This window comes from Pantoea sp. EKM103V (genome assembly GCF_011800365.1).
Taxonomy (GTDB): Bacteria; Pseudomonadota; Gammaproteobacteria; order Enterobacterales; family Enterobacteriaceae; genus Pantoea; species Pantoea anthophila.
Genome location: NZ_JAALFQ010000001.1, coordinates 705,300 through 726,303 on the forward strand (window position 1 = coordinate 705,300; position 21,004 = coordinate 726,303).

General features: G+C 58.0%; 24 protein-coding genes. 11 read left to right on the forward strand and 13 right to left on the reverse strand.

What is annotated here, in order from left to right; translation table 11 throughout:
• Positions 1 to 46: 46 nt before the first annotated feature.
• The 5 genes from HFD97_RS03500 to HFD97_RS03520 all read right to left on the reverse strand — a co-directional run bounded on the left by HFD97_RS03500 (position 47) and on the right by HFD97_RS03520 (position 2,772).
• Complete coding sequence (locus HFD97_RS03500; RefSeq protein ID WP_009090806.1) at positions 47 to 217, reverse strand: hypothetical protein; 171 nt, start codon at positions 215 to 217, stop codon at positions 47 to 49.
• 167 nt (positions 218 to 384) lie between these two features.
• Positions 385 to 633 carry a YqjD family protein gene (locus HFD97_RS03505; RefSeq protein ID WP_009090805.1) on the reverse strand — a complete coding sequence of 83 codons (249 nt, stop codon included), beginning with the start codon at positions 631 to 633 and terminating at the stop codon, positions 385 to 387.
• A gap of 156 nt (positions 634 to 789) precedes the next feature.
• Entirely contained in the window at positions 790 to 1,800 is a 1,011-nt protein-coding gene (locus tag HFD97_RS03510; protein ID WP_150029662.1) for a Ppx/GppA phosphatase family protein, read from the reverse strand.
• A 23-nt stretch (positions 1,801 to 1,823) separates the two neighbouring features.
• Entirely contained in the window at positions 1,824 to 2,381 is a 558-nt protein-coding gene (locus HFD97_RS03515; protein ID WP_150029661.1) for a hypothetical protein, read from the reverse strand.
• 61 nt (positions 2,382 to 2,442) lie between these two features.
• Positions 2,443 to 2,772, reverse strand: a complete 330-nt coding sequence (locus tag HFD97_RS03520) for a hypothetical protein (protein ID WP_150029660.1) — start codon at positions 2,770 to 2,772, stop codon at positions 2,443 to 2,445.
• A 214-nt stretch (positions 2,773 to 2,986) separates the two neighbouring features.
• Between HFD97_RS03520 and HFD97_RS03525 the strand changes: the two genes are divergently transcribed.
• The 3 genes from HFD97_RS03525 (at position 2,987) to HFD97_RS03535 (ending at position 4,168) form a co-directional block, all read left to right on the forward strand.
• Positions 2,987 to 3,166 carry a hypothetical protein gene (locus tag HFD97_RS03525; protein ID WP_009090798.1) on the forward strand — a complete coding sequence of 60 codons (180 nt, stop codon included), beginning with the start codon at positions 2,987 to 2,989 and terminating at the stop codon, positions 3,164 to 3,166.
• Positions 3,167 to 3,356: 190 nt separating this feature from the next.
• Complete coding sequence (locus tag HFD97_RS03530; RefSeq protein ID WP_009090796.1) at positions 3,357 to 3,740, forward strand: hypothetical protein; 384 nt, start codon at positions 3,357 to 3,359, stop codon at positions 3,738 to 3,740.
• Positions 3,741 to 3,754: 14 nt separating this feature from the next.
• Entirely contained in the window at positions 3,755 to 4,168 is a 414-nt protein-coding gene (locus tag HFD97_RS03535; protein ID WP_058957481.1) for an N-acetyltransferase, read from the forward strand.
• On the opposite strand, the gene HFD97_RS03540 is transcribed toward HFD97_RS03535, so the two are convergent.
• Positions 4,169 to 4,831 carry an MBL fold metallo-hydrolase gene (locus HFD97_RS03540; protein WP_058957480.1) on the reverse strand — a complete coding sequence of 221 codons (663 nt, stop codon included), beginning with the start codon at positions 4,829 to 4,831 and terminating at the stop codon, positions 4,169 to 4,171.
• A 22-nt stretch (positions 4,832 to 4,853) separates the two neighbouring features.
• Complete coding sequence (gene ldcA, locus HFD97_RS03545) at positions 4,854 to 5,777, reverse strand: muramoyltetrapeptide carboxypeptidase (protein WP_009090791.1); 924 nt, start codon at positions 5,775 to 5,777, stop codon at positions 4,854 to 4,856.
• A 166-nt stretch (positions 5,778 to 5,943) separates the two neighbouring features.
• On the opposite strand from ldcA, the gene emtA reads away from it, so the two are divergent.
• Positions 5,944 to 6,573, forward strand: a complete 630-nt coding sequence (emtA, locus tag HFD97_RS03550) for a membrane-bound lytic murein transglycosylase EmtA (protein ID WP_072215488.1) — start codon at positions 5,944 to 5,946, stop codon at positions 6,571 to 6,573.
• A gap of 36 nt (positions 6,574 to 6,609) precedes the next feature.
• Here the strand turns inward: emtA and HFD97_RS03555 are convergent, their stop codons facing one another.
• Positions 6,610 to 7,560, reverse strand: coding sequence for a sugar-binding transcriptional regulator (locus HFD97_RS03555; protein WP_009090789.1), 951 nt, complete (start codon positions 7,558 to 7,560; stop codon positions 6,610 to 6,612).
• 398 nt (positions 7,561 to 7,958) lie between these two features.
• Here HFD97_RS03555 and HFD97_RS03560 point away from each other — a divergent pair, with 398 nt between their 5' ends.
• Genes HFD97_RS03560 through HFD97_RS03570 form a run of 3 tightly spaced genes read left to right on the forward strand, consistent with a single transcriptional unit; the run spans position 7,959 to position 11,216 of the window.
• Positions 7,959 to 8,789 carry a transketolase gene (locus tag HFD97_RS03560; protein WP_009090788.1) on the forward strand — a complete coding sequence of 277 codons (831 nt, stop codon included), beginning with the start codon at positions 7,959 to 7,961 and terminating at the stop codon, positions 8,787 to 8,789.
• Positions 8,782 to 9,726, forward strand: coding sequence for a transketolase family protein (locus HFD97_RS03565; RefSeq protein WP_009090787.1), 945 nt, complete (start codon positions 8,782 to 8,784; stop codon positions 9,724 to 9,726). Before HFD97_RS03560 ends, HFD97_RS03565 begins: the two co-directional genes overlap by 8 nt.
• A 2-nt stretch (positions 9,727 to 9,728) precedes the next feature.
• Positions 9,729 to 11,216, forward strand: a complete 1,488-nt coding sequence (locus tag HFD97_RS03570; RefSeq protein ID WP_046101628.1) for an FGGY family carbohydrate kinase — start codon at positions 9,729 to 9,731, stop codon at positions 11,214 to 11,216.
• A 65-nt stretch (positions 11,217 to 11,281) separates the two neighbouring features.
• Here HFD97_RS03570 and HFD97_RS03575 read toward each other — a convergent pair whose 3' ends face one another.
• Together HFD97_RS03575 and HFD97_RS03580 are read right to left on the reverse strand one after the other, a co-directional pair.
• Positions 11,282 to 12,412: a mechanosensitive ion channel family protein gene (locus HFD97_RS03575; protein ID WP_167430995.1), complete on the reverse strand. Its 1,131-nt coding sequence runs from the start codon at positions 12,410 to 12,412 to the stop codon at positions 11,282 to 11,284.
• A 96-nt stretch (positions 12,413 to 12,508) separates the two neighbouring features.
• Positions 12,509 to 13,243: a flagellar brake protein gene (locus HFD97_RS03580; protein WP_033736567.1), complete on the reverse strand. Its 735-nt coding sequence runs from the start codon at positions 13,241 to 13,243 to the stop codon at positions 12,509 to 12,511.
• Positions 13,244 to 13,451: 208 nt separating this feature from the next.
• On the opposite strand from HFD97_RS03580, the gene HFD97_RS03585 reads away from it, so the two are divergent.
• Positions 13,452 to 13,700, forward strand: a complete 249-nt coding sequence (locus HFD97_RS03585) for a GlsB/YeaQ/YmgE family stress response membrane protein (RefSeq protein ID WP_009090782.1) — start codon at positions 13,452 to 13,454, stop codon at positions 13,698 to 13,700.
• Positions 13,701 to 13,788: 88 nt separating this feature from the next.
• Here the strand turns inward: HFD97_RS03585 and HFD97_RS03590 are convergent, their stop codons facing one another.
• From HFD97_RS03590 to treA, 3 genes are all read right to left on the reverse strand, one after another.
• The gene (locus tag HFD97_RS03590) at positions 13,789 to 14,472 is read right to left on the reverse strand and encodes a class I SAM-dependent methyltransferase (protein WP_150029658.1); all 684 of its coding nucleotides are present in this window, start codon (positions 14,470 to 14,472) and stop codon (positions 13,789 to 13,791) included.
• Positions 14,473 to 14,734: 262 nt separating this feature from the next.
• A complete protein-coding gene (locus HFD97_RS03595; RefSeq protein WP_167430994.1) occupies positions 14,735 to 16,834 on the reverse strand; it encodes a TonB-dependent siderophore receptor in 2,100 nt (699 codons plus the stop codon).
• A 193-nt stretch (positions 16,835 to 17,027) separates the two neighbouring features.
• On the reverse strand, positions 17,028 to 18,713 hold the full coding sequence (gene treA, locus HFD97_RS03600; RefSeq protein ID WP_140028354.1) for an alpha,alpha-trehalase TreA: 1,686 nt from the start codon (positions 18,711 to 18,713) through the stop codon (positions 17,028 to 17,030).
• A gap of 211 nt (positions 18,714 to 18,924) precedes the next feature.
• Between treA and ghrA the strand changes: the two genes are divergently transcribed.
• The 3 genes from ghrA to HFD97_RS03615 all read left to right on the forward strand — a co-directional run bounded on the left by ghrA (position 18,925) and on the right by HFD97_RS03615 (position 21,004).
• The gene (ghrA, locus tag HFD97_RS03605) at positions 18,925 to 19,866 is read left to right on the forward strand and encodes a glyoxylate/hydroxypyruvate reductase GhrA (protein ID WP_150029656.1); all 942 of its coding nucleotides are present in this window, start codon (positions 18,925 to 18,927) and stop codon (positions 19,864 to 19,866) included.
• Between the two features lie 39 nt (positions 19,867 to 19,905).
• The gene (locus HFD97_RS03610) at positions 19,906 to 20,643 is read left to right on the forward strand and encodes a phosphatase (RefSeq protein ID WP_150029655.1); all 738 of its coding nucleotides are present in this window, start codon (positions 19,906 to 19,908) and stop codon (positions 20,641 to 20,643) included.
• 157 nt (positions 20,644 to 20,800) lie between these two features.
• On the forward strand, positions 20,801 to 21,004 hold the full coding sequence (locus tag HFD97_RS03615; protein WP_046101635.1) for a hypothetical protein: 204 nt from the start codon (positions 20,801 to 20,803) through the stop codon (positions 21,002 to 21,004).

Consider the following 21,004-nt stretch of genomic DNA (forward strand, 5'->3'; position numbering starts at 1 on the left):
GCCGCGCACTAAAAACAGACCCCGGCGTCAGAGCCGGGGCCGGGAATCAGGACTGAGGCTGACCCACCGGGCCGGAGCCGAGCGTGCCGCCTGGTGATGACTGACCGCTTGGCGCATGAGGACGTCCATCTTCTTTAATCGCACTGCTCTGGTGTGAGCAGCCCGCCAGAGAGGTCAGCGTCGCTGCAACGAGCAGCAGGGCAGGAATTGTTTTCATAAGGTCACCTTGATGTTGTCAGAAAAAGGGAAGCTCACTTAATCATAGTGACTGACCGCGATCTGGCCTGAAAAGGGTTATTTTTCAGATGTTTCTCAGCGGCACGTCGCTGTGAGCGAAAAAAAAACGGAAGCCACCGGCTTCCGTTCTGCTGACGTTCTGCAGGATTACTTGCGGCCCAGCAGAAAGCCGAGGACAACACCCACGCCTGCCGCAACAGCCAGACCCGCAACAGGATTAGACTGAACCTGATCCTTGATGCAGTCAGCAGCATCGCGTGCCGCGTAGCTTGCCTGGTTGGCATAACGGCGCGCGGCGCCTTTAGCCTGATGCTCAGAAGAGCCGGTTGCTGCGCCCCATTGTTCCTGAACTGCGCCAGCGGCTTCTTTTACTTTATCTTCGATTTTTCCTGACATCTGTTGCTCCTTGGTTTTAAGTGAGACACTCAAAGCGTAGCAAAGATAGTGAATCCTGCTCCGTCAGAGGCAAATCAGAGGCTAAAAAATTATGTCCGGCTGTTAATGGCGCGGTGTCAGCGGCTCAGCCGGAGGCGAAGCAGGGCAGAGACAGGGCTATTGCAACAGCACGCCCTGGAGCAGACTGGCCTCCACGATCGTCACCTCGTTGATTTTCAGCGCCTCCATATAGCCTTCAACCAGCAACAGATTGCTGACGTCCGTGGCGCGATAGTCGCCTGACAGTTCACTGTCACCCTTCCAGACCTGCTGCTGAGAGAGCTGACGCAATGCTGCCAGGGTGTAGTGATGGGGTCTGCCCGGTAACTGATTGCGGATGGAGAACCCGTGCACACCACCAATACCGATGACCCGGCGACCCGCCACATCTTGTTTGATCTGCGAGCTGACCTCGTTAGTGGCATAAAACTGCACGAAGCGCAGCACGGACTGCCGCCAGGAGCCAATCGGGTTGGGTGACGGGGCATCCGGGCTGTTCTTCAGCACGCGCAGGATAAAGTTTTTCAGCGTCACGGAAGCCAGCTTTCCCTGATAGATATCGGCCACCGGCTGACCGGCCTGCTGTCGCCAGGCGGTCATCTGCATCGATCCGCCGCCAATATCCCAGACCAGCAACTGCTCATCACGGATCGCGGGATCGTTCAGCGCGGCTCTGGCGGAGAGGAAGCCGAGCTTCGCCTCCTGCTGCTGTGAGATCAGGCTGATTTGCGCCCCGGTCTGCCGCTGCAGATCGTCAATGACCGCCTGGCCATTGCGGGCGTTGCGAAACACGGCGGTCGCCACGCCGCTGATACGCTGAGGATGAAAGCGCTGAGCATGGGCCAGAAGCTGCTGCAGCGCCGCGGCGCCCTGGCGGGCGATCGCCGGCGTGAGCTGATTGTCCGGAGCATGTGCCAGCGCATCGTTCCAGGCGACGGCGCGCTGATCCTGATAGAGCACTTTTTCAATGCGCGACTGGCAGACATTGACGCGGGCCACCGCGATTTTGGTGGTGCCGGAACCGATATCAAGACCGGCGCGAATTTGCTGGCAGCGATCGGCCAGGGCAGACGTGGCGAAAAAGAGCGAACAGAAGAGGGTAACAGCAGACAGTGCAGCAGAACGCATAGCGACTCCGGATGCCAGGGGGATCAGCGTGAGCGGGCCGTGACGCAGGCCGGATAAACGCTCACCAGGAAATGACGCAGGTGATCGAAACACCATTCGGCGTCGTCAGCCTGCGGACAATAGAACTGAACGGTGATCTTTTCATAGTCGCGCTGACGCTGGCGAAGAGGCGACCAGCTCCAGTCGAGCACCGAGCGGGCATAATTTACCAGCGTTTCAGCAGGCAGCTTATGCTGCTTCTCCTGCCCGGCCAGGTAGCGAATGAAATGCGCTTCCAGCGCCAGTGCCTCGTCGTGACCGTGCTGCGGCAGATCGGGACGAAAGGCCACATCGATAAAGCCGCAGACCGCATCGGCCTGCTGCTGCCAGTCGCAGGCGAGCGTCATAAACAGCCCCTCCTGCAGATTGACCTCTTCGACCAGTCGGCGCAGGTTTTCTGAGCGGTTCAGGACCGCAATCTCCTCCAGCCGGCTGGTTTCCAGCGTTAAATCAATACCGCACGGATTGACGGAGCCATCCGCATTGCGGGTGGCCGGAAAGGGGAAATCGATATAACCGTTGTTATCCAGACGCTTTTCCATCGGGGAAACCTGCTGCTTGACGTTTCCTGACAATAAACCATCTGGCAGCAGGATTCACCCCTTACGGACAGGTCCAGGTAATCTGGGTATCCTGGTAGGGATTGATCAGCCGGAACTGCTTATCAGAGAGGCGCTGCGCATAGTAGCCTTCCCGCGTCACTGCGGAGGGGACATATTTAAAGCGATCCAGCGACTGCAGCGGCCCACTCTCCACGCTGACGTCATCCCGGGTCACGGTGAAGGCGCTGACCAGATCAAAAATCCGTCCCTGCGTTTGCCCCATCGGCTGACCATAAATTGTCGAAACCTCACCCGGACAGTTGACCCCTTTCGGGCCAGATGAACATCCAGTCAGTATGGTGATGAGGATAAAAATGCTGAGTCGCATCATGATTTTCTACCTGCTTCAATCCCTGGGCGTGTCGTGGCGTGGCGTCTCTTCTGCCAGGCCATCATTTTGTTAATCATAGCAGTTTCCGCTGCGCTTCCTGTTTGCGATTTGTTTAATCGTTAAGCAACAGGAATGTAAAAGGGTGACTTTGCTTATCAATAAACGGTATTCTTGGCTCCTTTGCGCACCACTTAGGCAAATCCAGGGATAAATGATGAAAGAAGAAGAAGCCAGTCTAATGATTATTCGCCACGCGATTGACCAGTTAGATGCCGATAAGAAGCAACAGGTCGTTGCCTGCTCCGAGCGTATTCGCGCAGCGATGCAGGCGTATGACAGCGAGAATGCCGGGCTGGCGCTGATGCTGGTGGCCGCAGAGGTTGCCGCCGAATAACCGTTATCCGGTCAGCATGCGGCGCCGATATGCTGACCGGATTACTTTATCTTTTCTCAACTTTCCGCTTTTTCTCACCCCGATTCTATCTTTTCGTGGTCTTGTTCCCGACGCGCCTGTGCCTCATCAGGGGGCAGGGATATGTTAAGCTATTCATTCCTGTAGAAATCCTCTTCAGTGGAGACACAGCATGAAGGCAGCATTGATTGCTCTGGGCCTGATGGCCTGCCACGTCGCGCCCGCATGGAGCGAAACTGAATTTCAGCTCACCTGTCCCGGTCGGGCGACCATGACCATTTCACGCGCCGAATATGGATTATCCACCCTGATGTGGCCTCCCGGACACTTCCAGATTGCCGCAGGCCAGCAGCGTACCCGCCTGGAGGCGGGCGACAAAGTGGCGATTACCCGCTTTCGCAATGGCGATCAGCTGATTGTGAATCAGCGCACCCAGGCGACCTTCTTTGTTTATCGCGGTAGCGATAAACTGCTGCCCTGCAGCCGCAGTGAAAAACGCGATGTGGATGCGCTGACGCTTGAGCGCTACGACGACAGAGCGCGCTCTGACACCTGACACCGGAAGCCACGATGAAACCTGAAATTACCGACACGGTTACCGCACAGGATCTGGATGAGGTCAGACTGGGTCTGACCGCCTTCAACCGTAAGTTTATTAATGTGGATGAGATCCGCTCAATTGGCGTCTTCATCCGTGATGAGCAGGGCAAAAAGCTGGCGGGTCTGACCGGGTCAACGGCCGGAAACTGGCTGCGGATTGATATGCTGTGGGTCAGTGAGGCGCTGCGCGGGCAGGGGGCGGGCAGCGCGCTGATTCAGGCCGCCGAGCAGGAGGCGCGGGATCGCGGCTGCCGCTTTGCCCAGGTGGATACCGCCAGTTTTCAGGCGCGACCGTTTTATGAAAAGCTTGGCTATACGCTGCGTTTCAGCCTGGATAACTATCCACGCCACCACCAGCGCCACTATCTGACGAAAACGCTGTAATCAGAACAGCGGCTGCTGACGCAGATCGAGCGGGTGCTGCTCAGCTTCATCGATCGCTGCCAGCCAGCTCTGCAGGGTGACTTTTTTCCACGAGAGATGTCCGCGCGTGGTGCTCATCAGCACCACGTCGGGACGCAGCGAACGGTACAATTCCAGCGTCTGACTCAGCTCCGCCGGATTACTGTCCGGCACCAGCACGGTGATCCAGTTATCGTGCGACCGCGTCACCGTATCCCCGACAAACAGATAGGTCAGCCCCAGCGGCGAGGTATAGAGGTAACTGCTGCTGCCCGGCGTGTGCCCTGGCGTCGGCAGCAGATGAAAATCCCCGAAGTGCGTCTCCTGCTGCGAAAAGGTGTCATCAGGCTCCGCGAAGCGGCTGATGGGGCCCAGCGACCGGCTATGGCAGTAAAGTGCGCTGCTGAAGCGCTGCTGGATCACCGCCGCCCCCGGCGCAGACTCGTGCCAGTGGGTCAGATAGTGGCGGATCACGCCACCGCTATCGGCCAGCACTTCATGATCGAGCGGATTTTCTACGCGGCCAATCAGCAGATTGCCGCGAGGGTGACGCAGCATAAAGCCATGCATCATCAGGTCATTAACGGCATCTTCCACCGGAAATTCCGGGGTTGAGATCCACAAATCGTCATACAACGGCTTCAATGTCGATCTCCTGAAACGTTCTTTATTCCCGCAGAACGGGATGCCCGCTTGCCTGTAAACTGGCCTGGCCCTGACGGACCGCTAATCGTGCGCTGGCCCCCAGGGGCAGGGTCACGGTGTCAGCCGCGTGACCAAAATCCAGACCGCTGATCACCGGCAGGCCGGTGGTTTCACGCACCCGCTGCCAGACGGTGCTGAAGTCAAACCCGTTGTCATACTCTGTCAGTGCGGTGCTGGTAAAGCTGCCGGTGACCAGCGCCCGCTGGCGCGCCAGAATGCCGCTCTGCTGCAGCTGAATCAGCATACGTTCTATGCGGAACGGATGTTCATTCACATCCTCAATGACCAGAATGCCGTTTTCAATCTGTGGCATCCACGGCGTGCCAGTCAGCGAGCAGAGCATCGCCAGATTACCGCCCCATAGCGTCCCCTGCCACTCACCCTCATCAGGCGTTTCGCTCTGCCATGCCACGTCTACTGTAGGTGATGTCAGAGCCTGCCAGAAGTGATGCAGGGTAAATTCAGATAAGGTCGCGGCACCGAAGTTGCCGGCCAGCATCGGACCGCTGAAGGTGATTAAGCCGACCTGCGCCAGCAGCGCCAGCTGAATGGCGGTGAAATCACTGTGCCCGCACAGCGCCAGCGGCTGATTCAGCAGGCGACGCTGCAGGCCGACATAGTCGATCGATTCCAGTAACCGGCTGGCACCATAACCGCCGCGCACCGCCAGCACCACATCGGGCAGCGTGCTGAGTGTGGCAAGCTGGTTAATATCCGCCAGCCGTTCGGCGTCTGTCCCGGCGAAGCGCTGAAAACGCCGGGTAATGATCTGCTCATTCTCTACCCGATGGCCCGCCTCGCGCAGTCGCGCAATGCCGCACAGTGCCGCAGGCTGATTGTGACAGTAACCGGAGGGGGAGATAAGACGAACTGAACGTGAAATCATCATACTTTCCTGCTGTTAGCGCCCTTGACCTGAGGCGATGATGACGAAATACACCCCTGAAGTCACGACACGGGCCGCTTTTTCGTGCATTTAGGATAAACGGTAATTTTGCTCTCAGGCTGTCTGGGTATGATAGCATTCGCCACTACCGCTATGAGACGAAAAATTGCTGAAAATCCGACACCTTATACTCTCAGCGTTACTCCTGACCGGCTGTGCCAGCGAGCCACCGCACCACGCAGTGAAACAGCGTAATACGCCTCTCACTCAGGCACCGCCTTCCAGCGTTAACAGCGCATGGTCAATGTTTACCGAAGATGCCGCCAGTCATTATGGCGTTGATGAGAAGCTTATCAGCGCCATTATCAGTGTCGAGTCGGGGGGAAATCCTGGCGTGGTGAGCCGTTCGAATGCGGTGGGCCTGATGCAGATCAAAGCCTCGACCGCCGGGCGTGAAGTTTACCGGACTCAGGGTCGCCGCGGTCAGCCATCGAATGCCGAACTGCGCGATCCGGCTAAAAATATCGATATCGGCACCGCCTATATCCGCATCCTGCAGGATTCCGCTCTGTCAGGGATTCGCGATCCGCTGACGCTGCGTTATGCCACCATCGTCTCCTATGCCAACGGTGCCGGTGCGCTGCTGCGAACCTTCTCCCGCGACCGCGATCGTGCCATTGCGATGATCAATGCGATGTCGCCGGATGAGTTTTATCAGCATGTCCAGAACAAACATCCGGCGGCGCAGGCTCCGCGCTATCTGTGGAAGGTTACCACCGCCTACCGCACGATCTGACCGGAAAGCGCCTCGGCATGATAGCGGGCGCACTCCCTACGGCGCGAGCAGCAGCCGCGCCGTCGGATAATCGACGATCAGCACTTTAATGTAGCCGCCCAGCAGCGCCGCACGAATCGCCGGCGCTTTCTCGCGTCCGCCAGCCAGTCCCACGACCTGCGGGCACTGCTTAACCTGCGCCAGCTCCATGCCGATCACCGGATCTTCTTCCGGCTGCAGCACCGGCTGTCCGCAGGCATCGAAGTAGTGCAGGCAGATATCCCCCACGGCACCGCGTGCCGCCAGGGTCTGCAGCATTTCACCATCGTAGTAGTTGCCTGAATTGCGCAACAGGGCTGACGGCTCAAGGTCGCCAATACCGACAATCGCCAGATCGACCTGCTCAAACTGCTCCAGTACCTCCGCAACTTCCGCGTTGGCTGACAGCCGCTGGCGATCGCTGACCGAATGTTCGATTGACTGAGACGGCAGCAGCCAGGCGGGGCAGTTCAGCAGCGCCGCCAGATTCTGCGTCAGAATGGTGGCCTGCACATTGCCGTTAGCGCCAACCCCGCCCAGCAGCTGGATAACCCCTTTGCAGGCGATGTTGAGCGGATGCAGCGCATCGACCATCGCCCGGATGGTGCCGCTCCAGGAGGAGATGCCAATCAGTTCATCGTTGCGCAGGCGGGTTTCGAGATAGTGCGCTGCCGCCGATCCAATCGCCTGTTTGATCTGCAGCGGAGAAGCCTGGTCCGGCACATCAACCACAATCGCCTGGGGCAGGTGGTAGGTCTGCTCAATCGCTTTTTCCAGCTCAGGATAGACATTGGCCGGTGGCACAACGCTGATTTTGACCACACCCTCTTTTACGCTGCGATTAAGGATGCGTGAGACAAAGGACTGCGACAGGGACAGCGACTGCGCGATCTCCGACTGCTTCAGCCCCTCGATATAGTAAAGGGTGGCGATCTTCACCATCAGTCGCTGTTCATCCTGTTTAGCCATCGGTTTTCCCTCTCAGAGTCTGCCCGGTATTGTTAACCAGGATCATCAAAATCACAACGCAGGCGAATTTGTGATCGTTTTCGCTTTTTGACGATCGCCTGTTGGACGATGCCTCAGCAGAGGCGCATAGTCATTATGCATATAAAATCGTAATTGAATATATATTCATTGAAATTCGTGAGCAGGCCCTTTTGTCCCCATGGTGCCGGTTGTCAGGCTAAAGGGATCATGGGGGGATGGAGATACCCGTCAGGTGATGAACCGATCTGACACGCTGTTTAACGACGCATTTATACAGGATGACAGGTGGCCGATTCCGGACCGGATACGTTAACGGTTAATTTTTTTACCCATCGTGAATATATATTCACGGTCGATTTAAAATTCAGAGGCAGAACATGAACCCTTTCAATCTTTCAGTCGATGAGCTTGAACGCCGGGCGCGGGCGATACGCCGCCGCATTATCCAGCTTAACGCGGGCAGTCCGGCAGGCGGGCACACCGGTGCTGACCTGTCGCAGGTCGAGATCCTGACCGCGCTCTACTTCCGTATTCTGAACTGCGCACCGGATCGCACAGAGGATAACGATCGCGACATCTACATTCAGTCCAAAGGGCATGCGGTAGGGGGCTACTACTGCGTACTGGCGGAAGCGGGCTATTTCCCGACCGAGTGGCTTACCACCTATCAGCACGCTGACTCTCCTCTGCCGGGCCACCCGGTGCGCCAGAAGACACCGGGCGTGGAGCTGAACACCGGTGCGCTGGGGCACGGCCTGCCGGTGGCGGTAGGCATCGCCCTCGCGGCGAAAAAAGATCGCAGTTCCCGCCGCATCTTTGTCGTGACCGGTGATGGCGAACTGGCGGAAGGGAGCAACTGGGAGGCCGCTCTGGTGGCGGCGCACTATGGGCTCGACAATCTGATCATCATCAATGACAAGAACAAACTGCAACTGGCGGGCGCCACCCGGGACATCATGAACACGGACCCGCTGCCGGAAAAATGGCGCGCTTTTGGGCTGGAGGTCAGTGAATGTAACGGCAATGCGATGGCGGCGGTCGTCAGCACCCTTGAAAACCTGCCGCAGAACGGCAAGCCGCAGGTGGTTGTGGCGCATACCGAGAAAGGTTTCGGCGTCTCCTTTATTCAGAGCAAGGCGGAGTGGCATCACCGGGTGCCGAAAGGCGAAGAGATCGCGCTGGCACTGGAGGAACTGAAAGATGAGTAATGCACAACACCTGGCAAACGTCATGGTTACGGCCTTTATCGATGCGGTGAATCGCGGCGTCGATCTGGTACCGGTGGTCGCGGACTCCACCTCCACCGCCAAAATCGCGCCTTTTATCAAGGCCTTTCCCGACCGGCTGATTAACGTCGGCATCGCGGAGCAGACGCTGGTGGGAACGGCAGCAGGCCTGGCGCTGGGCGGCAAAATCGCCGTGACCTGCAACGCCGCGCCGTTTCTGGTTTCACGCGCCAATGAGCAGGTAAAAGTCGACGTCTGCTACAACAACACCAACGTCAAACTGTTCGGGCTGAATGCCGGTGCCAGCTATGGCCCGTTAGCCAGCACCCATCACAGCATTGACGATATCGCCGTGATGCGCGGCTTTGGCAACATCGAGATCTACGCACCGTCCTGTCCGCTGGAGTGTCGTCAGATTATTGATTACGCCCTGGAACACGTCGGCCCGGTCTATATCCGCCTTGATGGCAAAGATCTGCCGCAGCTGCATGATGACACCTACCGCTTCAGACCCGGTGCGATCGACCTGTTACGTGAAGGCCGCGATATCGCCCTGGTGGCGATGGGATCCACAGTTCATGAGGTGGTTCACGCCGCTGCGCAACTGGCTGAGCAGGGTATTTCAGCGGGCGTGATCGCGGTTCCATCGATTCGACCCTGTGATACCCAACAGCTGCGCAACCTGTTAAATCACTATCCGGCGGTCGTGACCGTGGAGGAGCATAACGTCAATGGCGGTGTCGGCAGCCTGGTCGCGGAAGTGCTGGCAGAAGGCGGCTGCAGCATTCCGCTGGTCCGGCTCGGCATTGCTGATGGGGAGTATGCGATTGCCGGCGATCGGGCCGCCACGCGTGCCCGTCACGGCATTGACGCCAGCAGCGTGGTGAAGAGTGCAGCGCGCATCTGCGCAGGAGTGTGAACATGGCGGGACCTCTGATTCTGGCAATCGATGAAGGCACGACCAATGCCAAGGCGATAGCGGTTGATCGTGCCGGGCGGGTGGTGGCGCGTGGCAGCCAGAGTTTAACCCTGCACCATCCCCAGCCGGGGCTGGCTGAGCAGGACCCGATGGCAATCTGGCAGGCGGTGAGGGAAGCGATCACCCGGTGTCTGGCGGCATGCGGGGGCGCGCCTGTCGCCGCCGTCGCGATCAGTAATCAGCGGGAGTCGGTGCTGATCTGGCAGCGGCGCGACGGGCAGCCACTGACGCCGCTGGTAAGCTGGCAGGATCGCCGTTCTGAGTCGTTCTGTCGCGATCTGCACCAGGCAGGCAAAGCCCCCCGGATCAGTGGCCTGACCGGGCTGGCCGTCGATCCGATGTTTCCGGCGGCGAAGCTGACCGGGATGCTGGCTGCCATCCCCGATGGCGCGGCACGGGCCGCAGCCGGCGAGCTCTGCATCGGCACAGTCGATTGCTGGCTCAGCTGGCAGCTCAGCGCGGGCGAATGCTTTGTGACCGATCATGCTAATGCCGCCCGTACGCAGCTCTACAGCCTGCACCTGAACGACTGGGACGACGAGCTGCTGACGCTGTTTCAGCTGCCGCGAGCCGCGCTGCCGCGCATCATCGCCTCCGCCAGTGAGCAGGGTGTGGTGGCGGTGAACACCATTCCCGGCTTAGCGCCGGGCACCCCCATTCTGGCGCGCATCGGCGATTCGCATGCCGCCCTGCAGGCGCAGCGACGCGGAGACGCTGAAGTCGTAAAAGCCACCTACGGCACCGGCTCGTCCCTGATGATGTCCATGGCGACGCCGTTACTGACCGAAAATGGCCTCAGCACTACCGTGGCCTGGCACGACGGTACGCTGCGTTACGCCTTTGAAGGCAATATTACCCACACCGGCTCAGGCGCGGCCTGGCTGGGTAAGCTGCTCGGCGTGCAGGACCCACGTGAACTGACTGCGCTGGCGCAGGGCTGCGATGACAATCAGGGCATCTACTTCGTCCCGGCGCTCTCAGGACTGGGCGCGCCCTGGTGGGATTTACAGGCGCGCGGCATGGTGTGCGGATTGACGGATGCCGCCACCCCCGCGGTGCTGGCGCGGGTGGCGCTGGAGTCGATCGTCTGGCAAATCGCCGATGTCTTTTTTGCGATGGAGCAGGCGAGCGGTCAGCAGCTTCCGGCGCTGTGTGTGGATGGCAGCGCCACGGAAAACAGCTGGCTGATGCAGCTACAGGCCGATGTGTTACAGCGTCCGCTCTACCGGGTGCCCACCGCCGAAGTCTCCGCCCTGGGCGCAGCGTTGCTGGCCGGCAAAGTACTGGGATGGTGGCAGCAGGGCAGTGATATGCAGGCGCTGCAGGGGGGCAGCGTTATCCTGCCCCGTGACGCGCGCGCGCACGCTATGCAGGAAAACTACAAAGGCTGGCTCGATGCTGTTGCCCGCTGCCGTTTTCAGCCGCGTTAAGCGCGATCCGGCGCAGCGGCGTGACGGATTGCCTGGCCTGAAACCACCTGAGGCCAGGCAACACTTCAGCGCGCCATTTGACGTACATCGCCCTTATCATTCTCCACGGCAACCAGATCCACTGGCGGCAGATTGCCGCCGCTGAACTCGACCTGACGGATCGGGAAGGCGAAGCGAATATTGCGCGCTTCCATGGCCGCCATCAGCTGCAGGTTAATCTCCTGCTGAATATCCATATATTTGTTGTAATCCGCATCCAGCACGTAATAGACCACTTCAAACGTCAGCTTCGAATCCTCAAACGCCAGGAAGTGGGCGCGGTCAAAACGCGTGGTTTCCACACCCTCGATGATCGCCTTAACCAGCGGGCTAATCTCCCGAACCTGCTCCGACGGGGTGGCGTAGCTGATGCCAAACTTAAAGACGATGCGGCGCTGCTGCATACGCTTGTAGTTGTGAATGGTCTGCTGCAACAGAATGGTGTTTGAGCAGACGATTTGCTCTCCGCTCAGGCTGCGCAGCCGGGTCGTTTTCAGGCCGATATGCTCGATGGAACCGGCAATGTCGCCAAAGACAATAAAATCGCCATGCTCAAAAGGCTTATCAAAACCAATCGCCAGTGACGCAAACACATCGCTCAGCACGGTCTGAATGGCCAGTGCAATGGCGATACCGCCGACCCCGAGGCTGGCGACCAGTGCGGTAATATTGATACCCATGTTCGACAGAATAGCGAGGAACATCATGATCCAGACCACGATCCGCAGCAGAATCCCGAGGATCACCGTGGTCACCGGATTACGCACGTGCAGCGGATCGCGCATCAGGCTCTTCAGCCACAGCCGGATGCCGCTGTCGATCCACAGGGCGAGTTGCACAATCAGCGCCAGGAACCAGCCGTGGGCGATGGTGGCGCTCCATGAGGCGGGCAGATCGACAAATTTCAGGGCGATCAGCAGCGAAAAGATCAGCAGCAGGGTCTGGCTGGTGCTTCGCAGGATCTCCACCAGGATCGCCGTGACACGAACGTGACGGTGTTCGCTGTAAAGGGCAATCCGGTTGGAGATAAAGCGAATCAGGGTGCGCAACACCCAGTAGATCACCAGGGTGGCGACCACCACGATGGCGCTGTTGAGCCAGAACGTCTGGTTAAAAAAGAGGGAGTGAAAATGACGTGATGAGAGCCAGTTTTCCATTGGGGAAGGTCTCCTTGCTGGGTTCCGGTTTAAAAGAAATCAAGCAGGAAGCATAGCCTGGATGCGGCCCCTTGGGGGCACGCATCCGGAAAGGGGTTACTGAAATCGGGTCGATTTATCGCGGGCCAGTCGCTCAAGGGAGAAGATAATCTGCTGAAGCTGTCGCTCCTGCGTTGGGTTCAGCGTGGCAAACCGGAAGCTGAGACGGGGCGTCACGCGGGTTTCATTTTTATGCGTCACGACAGTGCGTTCGCCGATGTGCAGCAGCTTAACCGGCACCTCAAAATGACCATACTCACCCAGCTCCACGCGAAACTGATTGAAACTGTCGCCATTCTGCAATCCTTCCGGCAGCGCCTCGTCCACCAGCACACCGATCCCGCCCAGCGACAGATCCTGCAGGCGCAGACGCGTTTTCCGGCCATCCGGCCACACGGTATGGCACCAGAACTCCGGCGCCAGCGGGGCAGTGACCCGGAAAAATTCCCGTCGCTGAATCTGCCACACCAGCTCGGGCAGCGGCGCGCTGAAGGCGGGCAGGCCATCAAAATCGACCTTCTCCAGCGAGGCGAGACTGAACTCAACCTTTGCGCCGTAGGTTTCCGCCGTGATGCTGAGATCGTCGCTGGTCAGGGCGTAGTCGTTATCCAGATTATTACTGCCGAGGTCAAACAGCAGGCGGTCTGCGTCGGCAGCCAGCATCCGGCTGATAAACTGCCCGCGCGGAAAACGCACCAGTAATGGTGTCTGCAGTCGCAGCAGATCTTTCATTACGCCCAGAACCGCCAGCGTGCCACGTTTTAAATATTGTTCCTGGTCGGCTTCTTTCACATCCTGCTCCACAAGGGGTTTTATTATTTTTACGTTCTGACTACCTCATTACGGTTATCGGCGCAGCGGAAAAAAGCTTTAGCCAGGGTACGCCGAAAAAATCGTGAGGGCAGGCAGGCACTTTCTGAAAAGCTCGCTATACTTAGCGCAGTAAACCGCTTGATTAATCAGGCGTTCACGATGTAATCAAAAAAGGAAGGAGCAACAGATGGGTATTATTTCCTGGATCGTCTTTGGCTTGATCGCGGGTATTCTGGCGAAGTGGATTATGCCGGGTAAAGACGGTGGCGGTTTCATTCTGACGGTGGTGCTGGGTATTATCGGTGCTGTGGTCGGGGGCTGGATCAGTACGCTGTTTGGCTTCGGCCGCGTCGATGGGTTTAACTTCGGAAGCTTTGTGGTCGCAGTGATCGGTGCCATCGTGGTGCTGTTTATCTACCGCAAGGTACGCAGTTGACCGTAACGGTTTAAACAAAAAAGGGGACGAAGCGATTCGTCCCCTTTTTTATGACTCAGATTGGATCGCTTTTTAACGCCCTTGCCCATCATGCTATGAGCCTCTTTTGCTGCGAACAGACTATCGTAGCGTGATCCCACCATGCATTTTCATTAACGCTGACTGCCTCCACCGTGAAATGCGCACTTTCGACTTCACGCCGTAAATCAGGGAGCGGCTTCAGGGTCCGCCAGGGCTTGCCGGCTTTCCATAAATGGTGGCTGCAGGGATCATACGCAGCCATGTCGGCTGAATGACGAGGTGTGCCGCACATCGAACCGATCACAAAGCGTCCCTCCGGGCTGAGCAGCCTTCTTACCTCGGCAAAAAAGCGCTGCCGATCGTCGTCGATCAGGCAGTGTAAGCAGCTGCCATCAATAATGAGCTCAAACGTTGCCGCCTGGCAGCGATCGATATGACAGACATTGCCGACAAGAAATGTCGCGGTGAGTCCGGCTTGCTGAAAACGCTTTTCGGCCCACTCTATTGCGGTCTCTGACCAGTCTACCCCCCAGACTGAATATCCCTGCTCAGCGAGAGACTGTGCGGCCATGGCGCCATTACCACATCCCATCTCCAGTACCGGCGCGCCAGGCTCCGGTAAATAGTGGTGAGTACGAAGCCACTGGAAGATTTCTTCCTGCTGTTTTTTGGCTCTGAGATAACCTTCTCCCGCCCAGGCCACCGCGCCGTTTGCCAGAAGCTGCCTGTAATATTGTTCATAGGGGTTCATGTCAGAGACTCCTTTTCAACGCCGGACCCTCTGTTTTATACGTCAGGGCCGCCTGCGTGTCATCGCACCATTTCGGCCATAGTTCTATCTGTGAGCGAAGCGGCAGAAAAAAGGCCGGGCGGATTTCAGGAACGTTCGGGAGGGAAAGATCTGCAGGCAGAGAAAGATAATTCTGAGCGGATTTGAAGAGGCTGAAAAAGGCGGGTTATCAGAGGAGAAAACCCTCCGGGCTGGCCGGAGGGTTGCATCACGGAGGCTCTTATCAGAAGTCGTAACCGACGGTCGCCATCACGCTGCGTTCAGCGCCACGGTAGCAGTAGCCGGTGCCGTAGCAGGCGGCCACATAGGTGCGATCGGTCAGGTTATTCGCATTAACCTGCACCCAGGCTCCTTTCAGGCTGTTGTTCCAGGCGCCGAGATCGGCGCGAACGGAGGCATCAAACAGCGTGACCGACGGCAGACGGGTAGTGTTCTCGTTGTCCGCCCACTGCTTGCCGATGTAGCGCACGCCCGCGCCGGCACTCAGACCGTAATCAAACTGATAGTGGCCCCAGAGAGACGCCATGCTGTTTGGCGCCACGTAAGGCGTGTGCCCATCATTACCATCTACCGAATCCTTGTAGCGCAGATGATTCAGAGTATAGCTCGCCACTGTGCTCAGGCGTGAGGTCAGCTGATTACGCGCCTCCAGCTCAATACCCTGGGAATGAACTTTACCCGATGGCGTATAGGTCGCCGTCAGCACGTCGCGGTTCGCCACATCTTTCTGCGTCAGATCATAAATCGCAGCGGTATAGAGATCGCGTGTGCCAACCGGCTGATACTTCACCCCGGCCTCATACTGTTCTGACGTGGTCGGTTTCAGCAGGTTATTGTTCGGATCGGTGAGGGCGGTGGGCGTAATTGCCTGGCTCCAGCTGACATAGGGTGAGATGCCATTGTCGAAGGCATAGAGCAGCGCGGCGCGCCCGCTGATGTGATCATCCTGACGGCGATCGCTGCCGCTGTTATTGGCGACGATGCGATCGTACCGGCCAGAGAGATCCAGATGCCAGCGATCCAGCTTCATCTCATCCTGCAGATAGAGGCCGGTCTGGTAGTAACGACGGGTTTTATCCGCCCAGGTATAGGCTGGCATGTCACCGACCTGCTCGCCGGTCAGGGCATTCAGCTGTGAAGCCGAGCCGCCTGCCGCGGAGATCTCATTTTTGTAGCGGTGATATTCAGCACCCAGCGTCACGCGATGCTCCAGTTCACCGGTGGCAAACTCCGCCTGTAAACGGTTATCGGTAGCCCATGCCGCCAGCGAAGAGCGCTCACCGGAATAGTAGCGGTTCAGCAGATCGGGATTATTTTTGTCCCAGCCAATCTGATAGACCTGATCGAGATCGACATTCGAGTGGCTGTAGCTGCCGGTTGAGGAGAAGGACCAGACGTCATTAAAACGATGGGCGAAATCGAAGCTGTAGATCTGCTCGCGGCGTTTGAACTGGTCGAGGTCGCTGTTGCCCTCATAGAATCCCTTACTCAGCTTATAGCCGTTGTGTTCGGTGATGCTGCCGTCACCCGGGACGGAGCCGTGATAGCCGCCAGAGGGATCTTTCTGCAGATAGGCTTTCAGGATCAGATGGGTATCTTCATCCGGCTGCCACATCAGCTGCGGCATCAGCGCATATTTCTCTTCGCGGGTGTGATCGTACTGGGTGTCGCTGTTGCGGGTCACGCCGGTCAGACGGTACGCCCACTGGTCGTTGATGGCATTGGTGTAGTCGAACATCGTGCCGGTGGTGGCATTGCTTCCCGCCTGCAGCTGAATGTGACCCTCTTCCGCGAACTGAGGACGCTTAGTGACCAGGTTTACCAGCCCGCCAGGCACCGTCTGGCCGTAAAGGGCCGAAGAGGGGCCTTTGATCACGTCGACGCGCTCAAGGAAGGCGTTATCCACCTGCAGAATGTTGAAACTGCCGCCGTCGCTCATCAGCCGCATGCCGTCGAGGAAGGTGTTATCGACATCGCCGCCGTGGAAGCCGCGCAGCGCGATGGTGTCGTAACGGGTGGCGGCACCGCCAAAGTTAGTAAAGACACCGGAGCTGTAGCCCAGCGCCTGATTCAGGGTCAGTGCCCCCTGGTCCTGGATCTGCTGACGGGTCACAACCGAAATTGACTGCGGTGTGGTCACCAGCGGCCGATCGCTTTTAGTTGCGCCCTGGCTGGTGGTTGCCAGATAGCCCTGGGTGGGAGAGGTCGCATCTTCCTGCGGCTGGGCAGTCACGACCATATCGGCAGCGTAACTCAGGGCAGGCGCGGCCAGCACCAGAGTGCAGAGGGGAACATAACCTTTCAGCGGCAATGACAGTTTCATCGAAATTCCTTTCTTAACAAAGGTTCAGGCAGGTGTAGTCAGTTTGTTGATACATAATCTCATTATCATAATGAGAATTATTACCTTTTGTAAAAACGCTGCAATTTTGCCTGTGGATGAGAGAACGTCAAGTAAAATTCGCTGAAGTGAGGAAAGAATACCTCCGGCCAGGCCAGAGGTATTCAGAGACTAATCAGGGCTGAGAGGCTGACGCCTGAGGAATATCGTGGGCGCTGTTACAGGTTTTATCTTTCGGGCAGTACTTATCCAGCAGTTTCAGCGTTACGCCGTTTGTCCAGCCGAAGCCATCCTGCAGCGGGTACTCACCGCCGCCGCCGCCACCGAGATTTTTGCCTTCAACGACATATTTCTCGACCAGCTTATGCTCACGGTCATAGGTGCTCTGGACATTTTGCAGGAAGCGTAATCCCACCTTTTTAGCCAGTTCTGGCTGGTTGTAATGCTCCAGTCCTTCGACTGCAACCCACTGCAGCGGTGCCCAGCCGTTAGGGGCGTCCCATTGCTGACCGTTGTTCACGGTGGTCGTGACCAGCCCGCCTGGCTTCAGCAACTGTTTCTCTACCGCGCTGGCGGTACTTTCCGCCTGCTTATCGCTGGCGACCTGCAGATAGAGCGGGAACAGTGTGGCCGCGGTCAGCTGCGGATGAACCTGCTTTTTCTGCCAGTCATAGTCGGCATACCAGTTCTGTTTGCTGTCCCACAGATAGCGGTTAATCGCCGCCTGGCGCTTCTCTGCGCGATCGGCATACTGCTTCGCCAGATCGCTCTGTTTGTTCATCTGGTACCCTTTAGAGAGCGTCTGCTCCAGATGGAACAGCAGGCTGTTCAGGTCAACCGGGGCCAGCTGCGTCGTGCGGATGGTGGAGAGATTATGCGCATCGGTAAACCAGCGTGAACTGAAATCCCATCCCGATGCTGCCCCGGAGCGCAGCTCGCGGTAGAGTTCCGCTTTATTGCGCTGCGGCGCTTTCTGCGCGGTGGCGATATCATCCATCCAAGACTCGGTGCGCGGCACATCACGGGCATCCCAGTAGCGGTTAAGCAGCGTGCCATCCGCCAGCTTAATCACCCGCTTGCTGGCCGTGCCCGCCGCCACTTTGTCGCTATCCGCCATCCAGTAGTCATACTCTTTCTGCAGTTCAGGCAGGTAGTGGCTGTACGCTTTGCCCTGGTCATGCGTCGCCAGCAGATCGACCATCAGGCTGAAGAATGGCGGCTGCGAGCGGCTCAGATAGTAGCTGCGGTTGCCGTTGGGAATGTGCCCGTAGCGGTCAAGCAGCGAGGCGAAGTTATCCACCATATCCTGCACTTTATCCCAGTGTCCGCTCTCGGCCAGTCCCAGCATGGTGAAGTAGCTGTCCCAGTAATAGATCTCGCGGAAGCGACCACCCGGCACCACATAGGGTTTGGGAAGCGGAAGCAGCGAGTCATATTGTCCGGCGCTGCTGGTGGTGCGCGTCAGCACCGGCCACAGGCCATCAATGTGGTCACGCAGGTTTTGCCCGGCTGGCGGCACATATTTGTCGCCTGCGGCGGGCAGGGTAAAGTTGGCATCAACAAAACGCTTCAGATCGAAATTGCGCTGTTTCTTCTGCATCTGCCAGTCGGCAAGTATCGACGCGGGATCAAATTTCGGCACCGCATCGGCAAAGGTTTTCTGGTCCGGGTAGAACTTCGCCTGTTGCACGGCATTAAACAGCGGCCCCAGACGAACGTCTGGCGGCTGCGGCTGATTATCCAGCATGCGGCTGTGATCGTCGGCATGAGCAGTGAAGGCGGGTACGCTCAGCAGCAGAGTGAGCAGAAAGGGCGCATAACGCTGACGCCGTGGGGCGGCGTTTACCTCAATTTTTGTCATCGGTTTTTCTCCTTGTCCGAAATGCGGCCGCGCGTAACGCATTGACCACAGGACCAACTTTAGACCGTATCCTGACACTTCACCCTGAAGCGAGCCGGAAATGTGAAGCCACGGGAATTATTTTTAGGGTAAAAAGCCCTGCCCGACGCGGGTTTTTTCTTGCGCTGACCGGGATTTTCCCTGACGCTGAAAGAAAAAAAAGGAGAGCAGGATGGAGATCATCTGGTATCACCCGTCGCAGTCTGCAACGGCCTGGATTAGGGGTTTACAACAGCGTCTGCCACAGGCGCGGGTGCGTGCCTGGCAGCCAGGCGATGAGGGGCCGGCCGATTATGCGCTGGTCCGTTCTCCTCCCGCAGAGATGCTGCGGGGACGGGCCACCCTGCGCGGCGTTTTTGCCCTCGGCGCGGGCGTCGATGAGATTCTGAAACAGCTTGAGCAGCATCCGGAGATGCTGCCCGACAGCGTGCCGCTCTATCGGCTGGAAGATACCGGCATGGCGCGCCAGATGCAGGAGTATGCTGTCCATAGCGTCCTGACCTGGTTCCGCCGCTTTGACGACTACCGGCTTCAGCAGCAGCAGGCGTGCTGGCAGCCGCTGCCTCCCTATACGCGTGAAACCTTTACCGTTGGTATTCTGGGGGCGGGCGTGCTGGGGCAGAGCGTCGCCGAGGGCCTGAAGCCCTGGGGATTCCCGCTGCGCGTCTGGAGCCGTTCGCCGAAAACCATTGACGGCGTCACCAGCTTCGCCGGTCGCGATGCTCTGCAGCCGTTCCTGCAGGGGACGCAGGTGTTAATCAACCTGCTGCCGAGCACGCCGGAGACGATTAACCTGATCGACCAGCACTTTTTAGCGCAGCTGCCGCACGGCGCGTTCTTCCTCAACATCGCACGCGGTGCACAGGTGGTGGAAGCGGATCTGCTGGCGGCACTGGAGAGTGGTCAGCTGAAAGCGGCGGCCCTGGATGTGTTTCAGGTGGAGCCGCTTCCTGAAGCGCATCCGCTCTGGTCCCATCCGCGCGTCACAATTACCCCCCATAATGCGGCGGTCACGCTGATCGACGAAGCGATCGACTATATTGCCCGCGCCATTACTCAGGACCAGGCAGGCGAAACGCCGCAGGGCAGGGTGGATCGGCAGCGCGGCTATTAACTAACCGGCCCTGTCAGGGCCGCTCAGGAGGAGAGAAGAATGTATCCGGTAGATCTGCATATGCACACTGTTGCCAGCACACATGCTTACAGCACGCTGCACGACTATGTGGCTCAGGCGAAGCAAACGGGCCTGAAACTGTTTGCCATTACCGATCACGGCCCTGACATGGCTGACGCGCCGCACTACTGGCACTTTGTGAATATGCGCATCTGGCCGCGGGTGATCGAGGGCGTGGCGATTCTGCGCGGTATTGAGGCCAACATTAAAAATCAGCAGGGGGAGATCGACTGCTCCGGCCCGATGCTTGATGCGCTGGATCTGATCGTTGCCGGCTTTCACGAGCCGGTTTATGCGCCGCGCGACAAAAAACAGCACACTGACGCGATGATCGCCGCAATGGCCAGCGGACAGGTTCACATCATCAGCCATCCGGGCAACCCGAAATTCCCGGTCGATATCCCGGCTATCGCTGAAGCTGCCGCGCATTATGACGTGGCGCTGGAACTGAACAACTCCTCCTTTACCCACTCGCGTCCCGGCAGCGAACCTAACTGTCGCGCGATTGCCGCCGCGGTGCGCGACGCCGGTGGACGGCTGGCGTTTGGCTCCGATTCCCACACCGCGTTTACGCTGGGCCATTTCGAACACTGCCTGCGCATCGCCCATGAAGTGGATTTTCCGGAGGATCGGGTGTTAAATGTCACGCCGCGCCGCCTGCTCGACTTTCTGGAGCAGCGCAGCGGCAAACATATTGCTGAACTGGCTGACTTTTAACTGCTTCGTCGGGAACTCAGCCCCGCATAGGGGCTTTTCAGGGCCATCTTTCTCTGGTTTGAAAAGCATGACTTTATTCGGATACTACCCAACGTATCTGAACAGCCCTGCCTCGGTTATATCAATAGTCACCCTCAGACGTGCCGAAGGATCAATAATGAAGTTTGCAAAATGGCTGGGTAAATTTTCGGCACACCTTCTTGAGGGGACGATAACAGCAGCGATGAGTTTCCTGGCTCTCGCTTCGCTATTTTTGTTTGATAGTCTGGCTCTGAAGCTATGCGGCTTTTTTGGTTCTGTTTTGATGGGGTATGGAGCCGCTTATTTCCTTGGTAAAGCCAGAGGGGAGCACAGGGAATGA